The sequence below is a fragment of the Arthrobacter glycogeni genome, assembly GCF_054510815.1.
Genome location: NZ_JBTNDV010000014.1, coordinates 19,540 through 33,221, shown reverse-complemented (window position 1 = coordinate 33,221; position 13,682 = coordinate 19,540). Strand labels below are relative to the sequence as shown.

8 protein-coding genes are annotated in these 13,682 nt (G+C 65.3%); all 8 read left to right on the top strand.

Annotated features, from left to right (window positions below; all coding sequences use genetic code 11):
- Positions 1-3: 3 nt before the first annotated feature.
- Positions 4-1,335: a class I SAM-dependent RNA methyltransferase gene (locus ACX80G_RS14260; RefSeq protein ID WP_459308394.1), complete on the top strand. Its 1,332-nt coding sequence runs from the start codon at positions 4-6 to the stop codon at positions 1,333-1,335.
- A 30-nt stretch (positions 1,336-1,365) separates the two neighbouring features.
- On the top strand, positions 1,366-4,191 hold the full coding sequence (acnA, locus tag ACX80G_RS14255; RefSeq protein ID WP_459308393.1) for an aconitate hydratase AcnA: 2,826 nt from the start codon (positions 1,366-1,368) through the stop codon (positions 4,189-4,191).
- Positions 4,192-4,264: 73 nt separating this feature from the next.
- Entirely contained in the window at positions 4,265-6,238 is a 1,974-nt protein-coding gene (gene dxs, locus ACX80G_RS14250) for a 1-deoxy-D-xylulose-5-phosphate synthase (protein WP_459308391.1), read from the top strand.
- 419 nt (positions 6,239-6,657) lie between these two features.
- A complete protein-coding gene (locus tag ACX80G_RS14245) occupies positions 6,658-9,930 on the top strand; it encodes an Rne/Rng family ribonuclease (protein ID WP_459308389.1) in 3,273 nt (1,090 codons plus the stop codon).
- A 228-nt stretch (positions 9,931-10,158) separates the two neighbouring features.
- Positions 10,159-10,467 carry a 50S ribosomal protein L21 gene (gene rplU, locus ACX80G_RS14240; protein ID WP_019482657.1) on the top strand — a complete coding sequence of 103 codons (309 nt, stop codon included), beginning with the start codon at positions 10,159-10,161 and terminating at the stop codon, positions 10,465-10,467.
- A gap of 35 nt (positions 10,468-10,502) precedes the next feature.
- On the top strand, positions 10,503-10,763 hold the full coding sequence (gene rpmA, locus ACX80G_RS14235; protein ID WP_081743419.1) for a 50S ribosomal protein L27: 261 nt from the start codon (positions 10,503-10,505) through the stop codon (positions 10,761-10,763).
- 115 nt (positions 10,764-10,878) lie between these two features.
- Positions 10,879-12,537 carry a GTPase ObgE gene (gene obgE / locus ACX80G_RS14230; protein WP_459308387.1) on the top strand — a complete coding sequence of 553 codons (1,659 nt, stop codon included), beginning with the start codon at positions 10,879-10,881 and terminating at the stop codon, positions 12,535-12,537.
- A gap of 2 nt (positions 12,538-12,539) precedes the next feature.
- Positions 12,540-13,679, top strand: a complete 1,140-nt coding sequence (gene proB, locus ACX80G_RS14225; protein ID WP_459308386.1) for a glutamate 5-kinase — start codon at positions 12,540-12,542, stop codon at positions 13,677-13,679.
- Positions 13,680-13,682 lie beyond the last annotated feature (3 nt).

Here is a 13,682-nt window from a genome sequence, read left to right as displayed (position 1 = left end):
GCAGTGACCATTGAGCCGTCAGCCACCCTCGACCTGAACATCGGACCGGTCGCCCACGGCGGCCATTGCGTTGCCCGACATGAGGGCAGGGTCATCTTCGTCCGCCACGCCTTGCCCGGCGAAACGGTGCGGGTCAGGCTGACCGAGCACGACGACGGCGCGAGCTTCTGGCGCGCGGATGTGATCGAGGTGCTGGAAGCTTCGGAGCACCGGGTCAACCATCCGTGGGCCCTGGCCGATGCGCTGCTGGCGGCCCACCGTGGTGCCGCGCCGGTGGGCGGTGCCGAGTTCGGCCACATTGCCCTTCCCCTCCAGCGGCAACTCAAGGGAACGGTCTTCAGCGAACAACTCAAGCGGCTGGCCGGAATTGACCGGCACATCGAGGTCGAAGCCGTCCCGGATGAAACACCCGATGGCCTGCGGTGGCGCACCAGGGCAAGCTTCGCCGTGGCGCCCGACGGTCACCTTGCCATGCACGCACACCGGTCCGACGAGCTGATCCCCGTCGCCGAGATGCCGCTTGCTGTTGACGCGATTAACGAGCTGCAGCTGTGGACCGTCAACTTCACCGGAATCCAGCGGGTGGAAGTAGCAGTCGGCTCGGCTGGGGGCCCACCCCTGGTGCTATTGGTGCCCGCTCCCGGCGCGCGGCGGAAACAGACCGCCGCGGTGATTCACCAACTCGACGGGCCGTCGGTGGCGCTGTGGGATCCGGAAAAGGGGACTGTGGAGCGGGTCCGCGGCAGGACCTGGCTGGCCGAGACCGTCGGATCGCAGACCTACCGGATCACCGGTGACGGTTTCTGGCAGGTCCACCGGGGTGCGCCAGCACTCCTCATGAACGCGGTGCTGGATGGCCTGGCCATCCAGCCGGGGGAGCGCGCTGCCGACCTGTACTCGGGCGCAGGGCTGTTCACTGCGCCGATCGCCGACGCGGTGGGGGACACCGGCAGTGTGCTGGCCGTTGAGGGTTCCTCCGGCGCGTCCCGCGACGCGAAACGGAACCTGCACGGCCGGTCCCAGGTCGAGATTGTGCAGGGAAGGGTCGATCGGGTGCTCAACGAGCGGAAACCGGACCTCGACGTCGTCGTGCTGGACCCGCCGCGCGCCGGCGCCGGTCAGGCGGCCATCACCGAGGTCATCGCCGCCGGTCCGCGGGCTGTCGGGTATGTGTCCTGCGACCCGGCGTCGTTCTCCCGCGACGTGGGCTACTTCCAGCAGGCGGGCTGGGAGCTGGACACGTTGCGTGTGTTTGAGCTGTACCCGCACACCCACCACATGGAGTCCTTCGCCGTGCTCCGCCCGGGACGGGGATCGGAAACGCCCAACGGCTAGGATGACAATGCAGGGGAGAGGAGTCCAGCGGTGAGTACTATCGACAGCTTCGGTTCCAGGGGTGTGCTGAAGGTCGCCGGAACCGAGTACGAGATCTTCCGGCTGAGCGCGGTCGACGGCGCCCAAAGCCTTCCTTTCAGCCTCAAGGTGTTGCTCGAGAATCTGCTGCGCACCGAGGATGGTGCCAACATTACCGCCGGGCAGGTCAGCGCCCTGGCCGGCTGGGACGCAGACGCCCAGCCCAACACCGAGATCCAGTTCACGCCCGCCCGCGTCATCATGCAGGACTTCACCGGCGTGCCCTGCGTGGTGGACCTGGCGACCATGCGTGAAGCGGTCAAGGACCTCGGCGGTGACCCGAACCGGGTCAACCCCCTGGCACCAGCGGAACTGGTTATCGACCATTCGGTGCAGATCGATGTGTTCGGTAGCGCCGACGCGATCGAACGCAACATGGACCTGGAGTACCAGCGCAACGGTGAACGGTACCAGTTCCTTCGTTGGGGTCAGACTGCCTTCAACGACTTGAAGGTGGTGCCACCCGGAACCGGGATCGTCCATCAGGTGAACCTCGAATACCTGGCCCGGATCGTGATGACCCGCGGGCTCACCACGGGGGACATCACGGGGGGTAATACTGTCCTGCAGGCCTACCCCGACACGTGTGTCGGCACCGACTCGCACACCACGATGGTCAATGGCCTGGGCGTGCTCGGCTGGGGTGTGGGCGGTATCGAGGCGGAGGCGGCCATGCTGGGCCAGCCGGTGTCGATGCTCATCCCTCGCGTGGTGGGCTTCAAACTGGCCGGCTCCATTCCGGCGGGTGCCACCGCCACCGACGTCGTCCTCACCATCACCGAGATGCTGCGCAAGCATGGGGTGGTCGGCAAATTCGTCGAGTTCTACGGCGAGGGCGTCGCGGCCGTGCCGTTGGCTAATCGGGCGACCATCGGCAACATGAGCCCCGAATTCGGTTCCACCGCCGCAATGTTCCCGATCGACGACGTCACCCTCGAGTATCTGCGGCTCACGGGCCGGTCGGCGCAGAGCGTTGCCCTGGTCGAGGCCTACGCCAGGGAACAGGGCCTCTGGCACGACCCGGCACGGGAGATCCGCTTCTCCGAGCACCTCGAACTAGACCTTTCCACGGTGGTGCCGTCGATCGCCGGACCGAAGCGGCCCCAGGACCGTATCGACCTCACCGACGCCAAGAAACAGTTCCGCAGGGACATCCACAACTACGTCAGCTCGGTGGGTGACGTGGCACTGGACGAGGCCCTGGAGGAGTCGTTTCCGGCCTCCGACGTCCCGGCGATGACGTCGACGCTGCGGCACGCCGGGGGGCCGGGTGCCACCGGTCGACCTTCGACGCCGGTCCCGGTCACCATGTCCGATGGGCGGACATTCGAGCTGGACCACGGGGCGGTTACCATCGCATCGATCACCTCGTGCACCAACACCTCGAACCCCTCGGTGATGCTCGCCGCGGCCCTCTTGGCCCGCAACGCAGTGAACCGCGGGCTCGCCTCCAAACCGTGGGTCAAGACGTCCGTTGCCCCCGGGTCAAAGGTGGTCACCGACTACTACGACAGATCCGGGCTCACTCCCTACCTCGAGAAGCTCGGGTTTTTCGTGGTGGGGTACGGCTGCGCCACGTGCATCGGAAATTCGGGGCCACTGGAACCGGAAATTGCCGCGGCGATCCAGGATAACGACCTGTCCGTGGCAGCAGTGCTCTCCGGGAACCGCAACTTTGAGGGCAGGATCAACCCTGACGTGAAAATGAACTACCTCGCGTCGCCGCCGCTGGTGATCGCCTACGCTTTGGCGGGCACAATGGACTTCAACTTCGAGTCGGATCCGTTGGGCCGCGACGACGACGGCGTTGACGTCTTTCTGCGCGACATCTGGCCCAGCCCGGTCGAGGTCCAGCTCACCATTGACTCGTCCATTGACGAGGCGATGTTCGCCGCAGGGTATGAGGGAGTGTTCGACGGCGATCACCGGTGGAAAGCCCTGGATACTCCCGAGGGTGACACGTTCGCCTGGAATGAGAACTCCACCTATGTGCGTAAGCCGCCGTACTTCGAGGGGATGAAGGCCGCGCCGAATCCGGTGACCGACATTTCGGGAGCGCGGGTGCTTGCCAGGCTGGGAGACTCGGTGACCACCGATCACATCAGCCCGGCCGGCTCGTTCAGGTCGGACAGCCCGGCCGGACGCTACCTGCTGGAACACGGAGTGGCGCGGAAGGATTTCAACTCGTACGGGTCCCGTCGCGGGAACCACGAGGTGATGATCCGAGGAACCTTCGCCAATATCCGGCTGCGCAACACCCTGCTGCAGGGGGTGGAAGGCGGATTCACCCGAGACTTCACCCAGACCGGCGGCCCGCAAGCCTACATGTACGATGCCGCGGTCAACTACGAGGCGGCCGGTGTTCCATTGGTGATCCTCGCTGGAAAGGAGTACGGCTCCGGTTCGTCCCGGGACTGGGCGGCGAAGGGCACCGCTCTGCTCGGCGTCCGCGCCGTGATCGCCGAGAGCTACGAGCGGATCCACCGCTCCAACCTGATCGGAATGGGAGTGCTGCCGCTGCAGTTCCCGGTGGGGGAAAGCGCCGCGACCTTGGGCCTCACCGGCACCGAGACATACGCCGTCGACGGCGTGACGGTCCTCAACGAGGGCAGCACCCCAGCGACCGTGAGGGTCAGCGCCGTACCGGAGGAGGGCGGCGACATCATCACCTTCGATGCGGTGCTGCGCATCGACACCCCGGGTGAAGCGGAGTACTACCGCAACGGCGGTATTCTTCACTACGTGCTCCGACAGCTCACAGCGATCGAGCGCCTCTGACCGTCAACCCGCGTTAGAGTTAATGACCCGCAGGTGTACGTCCGGCGGGAATGACCAACGCAAGGAGGCTCCGATGGGACTCTTGGAAACCATCCGCCACCCTCAGGACCTCAGCCGGCTGACCGCCGACCAGCTGGTCCGTCTGGCAGCGGAGATCCGTGACTTCCTCATCACGAATGTGTCCCGCACCGGTGGCCACCTCGGCCCCAACCTGGGGGTCGTCGAGCTCACCCTCGGCATTCACCGGATCTTCGATTCCCCCCGTGATGCAGTGATCTTCGACACGGGCCACCAGTCCTACGTGCATAAACTGCTGACCGGACGGCAGGACTTCAGCACCCTCCGTCAACAGGGCGGCCTCTCCGGCTACCCCTCACGCGCCGAATCCGAACACGACGTCGTGGAAAGCTCCCATGCGTCCTCCTCCCTGTCCTGGGCCGACGGGATTTCACGCGCCCGGGTGATCGCCGGTGAAGGTGACCGCTACACGGTGGTGCTGGTGGGCGACGGCGCCCTGACCGGCGGAATGGCCTGGGAAGCGATCAACAACATTGCGGCCGACAAACGACGTCGCGTAGTGATTGTTGTCAACGACAACGGCCGGTCCTACGCGCCGACCATCGGGGGTGTGGCCGACTACCTGGCTTCCCTGCGACCAACCCTTGACACCGTCCGCACCCACCGCGTCTATGAAGGGACCCTCGACTGGTCCAAACGGCGCCTCCAGAACGGTGGCCCGCTCGGCCGCTTCACCTACAAGAGCCTGCACGCCACGAAAAAAGGCATCAAGGACTGGTGGGCCCCCCAGGGTCTGTTCGAAGACCTTGGCATGAAGTACATCGGACCCATCAATGGCCACGATATGGCTGCCGTAGAGCATGCCCTGCACCAGGCGCGCAACTACGAGGGACCGGTGATCGTCCATGCGATCACGGAGAAGGGCTACGGCTACGCGCCGGCCCGGGCCCACGACGCCGACCAGTTCCATGCCGTCGGTATCATCGACCCCGAAACCGGACAACCGGTTGGCGCGGCCGGACCGCAGTCCTGGACCAGCGTGTTCGCCGACGAAATTGCTGCCATCGCCGACGAGCGCAAGGACATCGTCGGCATCACCGGCGCCATGCTGATCCCTGTGGGGCTGCACAAGTTTGCCGAAAAGTACCCTGAACGGGTGTTCGACGTCGGCATCGCCGAACAGCACGCGCTCACCAGCGCTGCGGGGATGGCCTTCGGCGGGCTGCACCCGGTGGTGGCATTGTACGCCACGTTCCTGGGCCGAGGATTTGACCAGCTCCTGATGGACGTCGCCCTCCACAAGGCGGGGGTCACCGTGGTGCTGGACCGCTCGGGTGTCACCGGCCCCGACGGTGCGAGCCACCACGGGATGTGGGACATGGCAATGCTGCAGATCATTCCCGGGCTGCATCTGGCAGCACCTCGTGACGCCACCAGGCTCCGCGAGGAACTCAGGGAGGCTGTTGCCATCGGCGACGCGCCGAGCGTCGTACGGTATTCGAAAGGCGCTGTCGGCGCTGAGGTGCAGGCGATTGAACGGCTCGACGACGGCGTTGAGGTGCTAGCCCGCAGGCCCTCCGGTTCGAGCAACAACGACGTCCTCATCGTCAGTATCGGCGCGATGAGCGAACTGGCTCTGGATGTTTCCAACCGGTTGGGCGCACAGGGGATCAGCTCGACGGTGATCGATCCGCGCTGGGTGCTGCCGGTCCGTCGATCAGTAATCACCATGGCAGCCGAACACCGGATTGTGATCGTGATCGAGGACGGGGTGCGCGCTGGCGGTGTCGGATCACGGATCCGGCAGGAGATGCGTGCCGTCGGGGTGGACACCGCGCTCAACGAGGTGGGACTGCCCGTGGAGTTCCTTGACCACGGCACGCGAACCGAAGTGTTGGAACGGGTTGGGTTGACCGCGCGGAAAGTAGCCCAGGACGTCGTCGAGCAGGTACTGGGCACCAGGGTGCCCGTCGCCCGTCCGCTCCCCGGGCTCACTTCACCAGTGACCGGGCAGTTACCCACGCTCTGACAGGCTCGGCTGACCAGGCAATGAAGTGCCCGGGAGCGCAAAAACGCTGTCCGCGAAAGCAGGGCGTCAGAAACAGTCTGTGAGACAATGAACGTGGCTGGCAGGGGAACCACATTCCCCGGCCGGTCCAGTGACAGGCTTCCGGCTGTGCTGGCGACGCTTCTGCGTGCATCGTGAAAACATCCTGACGGGTGGGATGCCGAGAATCCGCTGTGCAGGCCAACCGCTGGGAAAGCAGCGGATAGGGAAAAGCGCCACTGGTCTTCGAGTGATGCCGCACCCCACGGATGGTGCGACCTCGAAGCTCACTAGACGACTTCCGGTGGACGCGAGGCGCCAAGGCCCGCCGACAACCGACATACTGCCCCCGGGGGCGTCGGAATGTGGCCGACGCCGCAGGGGCTGGAGCAAAACACCATATGGATAATCAGCAGAACACCACGGACCAGATCCCCACGGACCAGAACCCCACGGACCAGATTCAGGACTCCGCGCAGGAGCAGCTCGACGTCCCAGTGACCAAGGCAGCCCGGACCCGCCGCAAAAAGGCAGAGCCTGCGGCGGGCAAAGCAGAGCCTGCGGCGGGCGCCAGCGGCGAGTCAGCGACCACTGAAGCACCAGAGCCAGCTGCAGCGCCGAAGCGGCGTGCGACGCGCAGCCGCAAGGTTGCTACCAGCGACGTCGTGCTCCCCGAGGCACCGTCCGCGCCGTCCGCCGGTGCTGGCGAGATGAACGCTGACGCTGCTGCTACCGCTGGTGACGCTCCGGCTATCATTACCGACGCTCCGGCGACCACTCCCGACGCTGGCGCGGTCGCCGAACCCGTCGCCGAGAAGGCGGTGATGGCCCCAGCCCGCCGCCGCGCGCCCCGGAAGGCCAGCAGCCCCTCCGGAGCACCCGCTGCCGTCGAACCCACCGTCGAGAAAGCGCTGGCCCCCGTCGCCCAGGCGGCCGACGTCGTCGCCACCGAAGCCACCGATGTTCCGCCGGCCGACGTCGCACCGGCACCAGTGAAAAAAATTACCCGCCGCCGGTCGACGGCCGCGCAGAAGCAGGTGCCGGTTCCCGAGGAAACTGCTCCCGCAGCAGTTGAAGGTCAGGACGCCCCCGTGGAAGCGCAGGCCGACCCGGCACCGATCGATGCGGCCCAGGTTGAGGCGGCCGAGACTGCCAAGGAGGCGGCCCCCGTTTCACCGGCGCCCGTTTTCCCGGCCCCCGTGTCCTCGGCAGCCGACCCGTTCGCCATCCCCGCGTCACTGTTTCACGCACCCGACCTGACAGTTGCTCCGACCCCGGTCAGGGAAGCTGACGCCGCCGCGGCGTCCGACGCCGAAGATGATGACGACGACGATAGTGACACCGAGCCCGGAGGGCGCCGCCGTCGTCGTAATCGCCGCAGCCGGGGTAAGAGCCGTAGCGACCAGGACACACCCAGCGACGAGGCCGGCCCAGCCGACGAGGCCAGCCCGGACGGCGACAGCGATGACGGTGTGACGTCGCGTCGTCGTCGGAGGCGTCGCCGTGGAGATCAGGACCTTGAACTGACCGGCGGTCAGGACGACGATCCCCCCAACACGGTGACCCGGGTCCGGGCACCCCGGCAGGTGCAGGAAGCCGCACCCTCCAACAAAGTCACCAGCGTCAAGGGATCCACCCGGCTGGAGGCCAAGAAGCAGCGTCGCCGCGAGTCCCGCGATACCGGGCGCCGCCGCCAGGTCATCACCGAAGCCGAGTTCCTGGCGCGTCGCGAATCGGTGGACCGGCAAATGATCGTCCGCCAGCGCGATGACAGGATCCAGATTGCTGTCCTCGAGGACGGGTTGCTTGCTGAGCACTTCGTGTCCAAGACGCAGCAGGATTCGCTGATCGGCAACGTGTACCTGGGCAAGGTCCAGAACGTGCTGCCCAGCATGGAAGCAGCGTTCGTTGATATTGGCCGCGGCCGCAACGCGGTCCTGTACGCCGGTGAGGTCAACTGGGATGCGTCACGCCTCGATGGGCAGCCACGCCGCATCGAACTGGCGTTGAAGTCCGGCGACACCGTCCTGGTGCAGGTCACCAAGGATCCGGTGGGCCACAAGGGCGCCCGTCTGACCAGCCAGATTTCCCTCCCCGGACGCTACCTCGTGTACGTGCCGGGTGGCTCCATGACCGGGATTTCCCGGAAGCTGCCGGATGTGGAACGCAACCGGCTCAAGCGCATCCTTAAAGACCGTCTGCCCGAGAACGCTGGCGTGATCGTCCGCACCGCAGCGGAGGGCGCCAGCGAGGAAGAGCTGACCCACGACATCAACCGGCTGCGGTCACAGTGGGAGACCATTGAGGCCAAGTCGGGCTCCACCAAGTCACTGGCTCCGGAGCTGTTGTACGGGGAGCCGGACCTGACCATCAAGGTGGTCCGTGACGTCTTCAACGAAGACTTCTCCAAACTCATCGTCTCCGGTGAGGAAGCCTGGGACACCATCGAGGCCTACGTCATGTACGTGGCCCCCGATCTGGTGGGCCGCCTGGAGAAATGGACCGGCAATGAGGACATTTTCTTCGCCAGCCGGATCGATGAGCAAATCCACAAGGCCCTCGACCGGAAGGTCTTCCTGCCCTCCGGCGGGTCGCTCGTCATTGACCGCACCGAGGCTATGACCGTGGTTGACGTCAATACCGGCAAGTTCACCGGTAGCGGCGGAAACCTCGAAGAAACCGTCACCAAGAACAACCTGGAAGCCGCAGAGGAAGTGGTCCGCCAGCTCCGGCTGCGGGACATCGGTGGCATCATCGTCATTGACTTCATCGATATGGTCCTTGAAGCCAACCGGGATCTCGTCCTGCGTCGGATGGTTGAATGTCTTGGCCGGGACCGCACTAAGCACCAGGTTGCCGAGGTGACCTCCCTGGGTCTGGTCCAGATGACCAGGAAGCGGATGGGCACCGGGCTCCTGGAGGTCTTTGGCGAGAACTGTGAGCACTGTGATGGACGCGGCGTCGTTACACATGACGAGCCGGTGGAACATAAGCGGCACGTCGTTGCCCCCGATAACCACCAGCAGCACCTCCGCCAGGAGAAGGTATCCCGCAGTGAACGCAAGCGCAATCGGAGCCGGCCCAGTTCGCCGGCCGACGACGAGCAGCAGACACCCGAGGTGCCACAGGACGATGCCGAGCGCCAGACCCGCGCCGAGGCGGCTAGGGTGGCGCTTGCGAGCATCGCCGCGGCTACCCACGCAGCGCATGAGGCCGAGGGACTCCCCGCGGCCCACAATGCCGCGGAAGTGGTGCTGACAATCAACGGGGAGACCGTCAGCCTGCCCCGCGCGGAGAGCAGCGACGCCGAAGTGCTGGGGGCGGGCCGGTTGACCCTCGACAGCCTCACCCAGGCGTTCGACCGGAAGCCTGCGACAGCTGATTCCGCTTCCGAACCGGCGGTCGAATCGGCGGTGGACTCGGTTGGTGAACCGACGCCTGCGCCCGAGCCAGCTCCCCGCAGCCCGCGGCGTAACCGGCGCAGGGCCGCCAGCAGCGCCCAGGGGACCGCTGCAACCTCGGTTATCGAACGGAAGCAGGCAGACCAGGACGGGGTAGCCGAGCACCCGGCGGCACGGTTTGTTGCGACAGCCCAGGCTGAGCCCCGCACGGTGGTGCCCGCAAGGGATGAGCCGATGATCCTCGGGGTAGGGGTTCCCGCGTCCGAGTTGTAGACGCAGGTCCGGTCCGGCGGTGGACTGCGACTCGCCCACACCCTGGGTGATTTGCAGGAACCCGCCGAACTGGCGTAATCTAGATCCTCGGTGCGTTCGCCTTCTAACCGGTCATCCGGGGCGTCGATGCACAGCGTCAGCGGTAGGACCAACTAGTGTGGTTTGCCGGTGTAAGTACGCACACCAGTAGTTTTCCAAGCAGAGTTGTCGAGAGAAGTGAGTTCCCAAGTGGTGTACGCGATTGTCCGCGCAGGCGGCCGCCAAGAAAAGGTTTCCGTGGGAGACCTCGTAACCCTTGACCGCGTCACCGGTAAGGCCGGCAGCAGCTTTCAGCTGCCCGCCCTCCTTCTGGTCGACGGCGACAAGGTAACCTCAGCAGCAGACGACCTGGCAAAGGTTGCTGTCACTGCCGAGATTATTGAGAATCTTCGTGGACCGAAGATTGTCATTCAGAAGTTCAAGAACAAGACCGGCTACAAGAAGCGCCAGGGTCACCGTTCTGAACTGACCCGCGTCAAGATCACAGGCATCAAGTAACCTCTTCGTTCTTTATCAAAAGGTAGGCAAAGCAGATGGCACATAAGAAGGGTGCGAGTTCCACTCGCAACGGTCGCGATTCAAACGCCCAGTACCTTGGCGTCAAGCGGTTCGGTGGACAGGTTGTCAAGGCTGGCGAAATCATTGTTCGCCAGCGTGGCACCCACTTCCACCCCGGCGCTGGCGTTGGCCGCGGCGGAGACGACACGCTGTTTGCACTGGAGGCAGGCTCGGTGGAGTTCGGTAGCCGCCGTGGACGTCGCGTCGTCAACATCGTCGGCGCGGTCGCAGAGTAGTTCCTGCGCACCAGGCATTGGCAGTGAGGTGGGGTGAGCCGATCCGGCTCGCCCCACTTTCTTTTTAAGCCGGGATAGACTCGGCATCAATTCGCAATTTACGAAGGAGATCAACGTGGCAAGCTTCGTTGACCGGGTGGTTCTGCATGTGTCGGGCGGGACCGGCGGTCATGGCTGCGTTTCCGTCAAGCGTGAAAAGTTCAAGCCGTTGGGTGGCCCCGACGGCGGTAATGGCGGCGACGGCGGCAGCATCATTCTCCGCGTCGACTCCCAAACCACCACCCTCCTCGACTACCACCATGCACCCCACCGCCACGCCACCAACGGCGGCAACGGTATGGGCGACTGGCGCGGCGGCAAGCAGGGAGAAACCCTCATCCTCCCGATGCCAGACGGCACAGTCATCAAAACCAGGGACGGCGAAGTACTCGCCGACCTGGTCGGCGAAGGCGCCGAGTTCATCGCCGCTTCAGGCGGCCAGGGCGGTCTCGGAAACTCGTCGCTGTCCTCCCAGAAACGCAAGGCACCCGGGTTCGCACTACTGGGCATCCCGGGTGACGCCCGGGATATCGTCCTTGAGCTGAAGTCGATCGCGGACATTGCCCTGGTCGGCTTCCCGTCCGCCGGCAAATCCAGCCTCGTCGCCGCGATGTCAGCGGCACGCCCCAAGATTGCCGACTACCCGTTCACTACGCTGGTACCGAACCTCGGCGTCGTCGAGTCCGGCGATGTGCGCTACACCATCGCCGACGTGCCGGGCCTCATCGAGGGTGCCAGCGAAGGCAAGGGTCTGGGCCACAACTTCCTGCGTCACGTCGAGCGCTGCGCTGCGCTGGTGCACGTCCTTGACTGCGCCACCCTGGAGTCCGACCGGAACCCGCTGCACGACCTCGATATCATCGAGCGCGAACTGGAAAAGTACGCGGTCGACATGAGCTTCGCCGGCCCGGACGGCGACGTCGTACCCTTGAATCAGCGGCCCAAGCTGATCGCCCTGAACAAGGTCGATGTGCCTGACGGCAAGGATATGGCGTCCTTCGTCCGTCCCGAGCTCGAGGCGCGCGGATACCGAGTGTTCGAGGTGTCGGCGTCCAGCCACGAAGGGCTGCGGCAGCTCGGCTTCGCGATGGGCGAGATCGTCACCGCCGCCCGCGCAGCGCTGAAGGCAACACCACCGAAGATCACACCGCCGATCCTCCGGCCCCGGGCCGTCAACTCCCGCGGGTTCATCATCCGCAACGAGGAGAAGAACCTCCTGCCACTGTTCCGGATTATCGGCGAGAAGCCGGTGCGCTGGGTCAAGCAGACCGACTTCAACAACGACGAGGCCGTGGGCTACCTGGCCGACCGGCTCGCGAAGCTCGGCGTCGAGGAACAGCTCTTCAAGAGCGGTGCCAAGCCGGGTGACACCGTCGTCATTGGTGAGGGCGACGGAGTCGTCTTCGACTGGGAGCCGACCATGATGGGTGGTGCCGAACTGCTCGCATCACCGCGTGGCACCGACATCCGTCTGGCCGAGTTTGTGCGACCGACCCGCGACGAAAAACGCGAGGATCATCAGGAACGCAAGGACGCCCGGGCCGCGGCACGCCTCGATTTGGAGATAGAGCGTAAGGCCGGAATCTGGACCGAATCGGTCAACTACAAGACGCGGACCTCCCCTGGAACCACCATCGAGACCTCGCAGGCCGTGCCCGAAGGCGAGTCAGCACCCGCCGACCAGCAAAACGACGAACCGGCACCCGCGCACGATAGCGAAGAAACCGGACGCTGAGGGTGACGACGACGTCAAAGCGCGCGCTGAAGACTCGGTCCGGCCTCGCGAAAGCGAAGCGGATTGTCGTCAAGGTGGGCTCGTCGTCGCTCACCTCCATCTCCGGCGGGCTCTCCGAGGAAGCCCTGGTGGGCCTGTCCGATGTACTCGCTGCACGCCGGAACGAGGGCACCGAAGTCATTCTGGTTTCCAGCGGCGCCATTGCTGCCGGGCTGGCGCCGCTCGGCCTGAAACGGCGGCCAAATCAGCTGTCATCCCAGCAGGCTGCGGCAAGCGTCGGTCAGGGCCTCCTGATGGCGAGATACACTGCCGCCTTCGGCGCGCACGGGGTCACCGTCAGCCAGGTGCTACTCACCGCAGAGGACCTGATTCGTCGGGGTCACTACGCCAACGCGCACCGGGCCATGGAACGGCTACTGAACTTCGGTGTGGTGCCCATCGTCAATGAGAACGACACGGTTGCCAGCCACGAAATCAGGTTCGGGGACAACGATCGCCTGGCCGCGCTGGTGGCGCACCTGGTGAAAGCCGACGCCTTGGTGCTGTTGTCCGACGTCGATTCCCTGTACGACGGCCCGCCGAAAGACGGCGCCCAGCGGATCCCAGAGGTCCGCGGACCGGAGGACCTCGAGGGTGTGGAAATTGGCCGGACAGGCAAGGCGGGGGTCGGTACTGGGGGCATGGTCACCAAGGTGGAGGCGGCGACGATTGCCGCCAGTTCCGGGATCCCCGCCCTGGTCACCTCAACCGACAATGCCGCTGCAGCGCTGGCGGGCGCCGACGTCGGCACCTGGTTCAGCACCAGCGGCCGCCGGCAGCCTATCCGCCTGTTGTGGCTTGCGCACCTTGCCGACATTCGGGGCACCCTCACACTCGATGATGGCGCGGCGAAAGCAGTCGGGGAGCGCAGGCGGTCACTGCTCCCCGCGGGAATCGTCTCGGTCGGTGGCGACTTCGAAGCCGGCGATCCGGTAGCCATGGTGGACGTCGGCGGGCATGTCGTCGCCCACGGTCTGGTCAACTACAGCTCATTCGAACTGCCCAGGATGCTCGGCCGGACGACTCGCGAGCTGTCCAAAGAGCTCGGCCGCGAATACGAGCGCTCAGTGGTTCACGTGAACGACCTTGTGGTGCTTCGTTAGACT

What these genes read in the sequence shown, in the direction of transcription:
- dxs (WP_459308391.1), top strand. Translation starts at nt 4,265, where the DNA reads ATGGGACTCTTGGAAACCATCCGCCACCCTCAGGACCTCAGCCGGCTG.
- rpmA (WP_081743419.1), top strand. Translation starts at nt 10,503, where the DNA reads ATGGCACATAAGAAGGGTGCGAGTTCCACTCGCAACGGTCGCGATTCA.
- ACX80G_RS14245 (WP_459308389.1), top strand. Translation starts at nt 6,658, where the DNA reads ATGGATAATCAGCAGAACACCACGGACCAGATCCCCACGGACCAGAAC.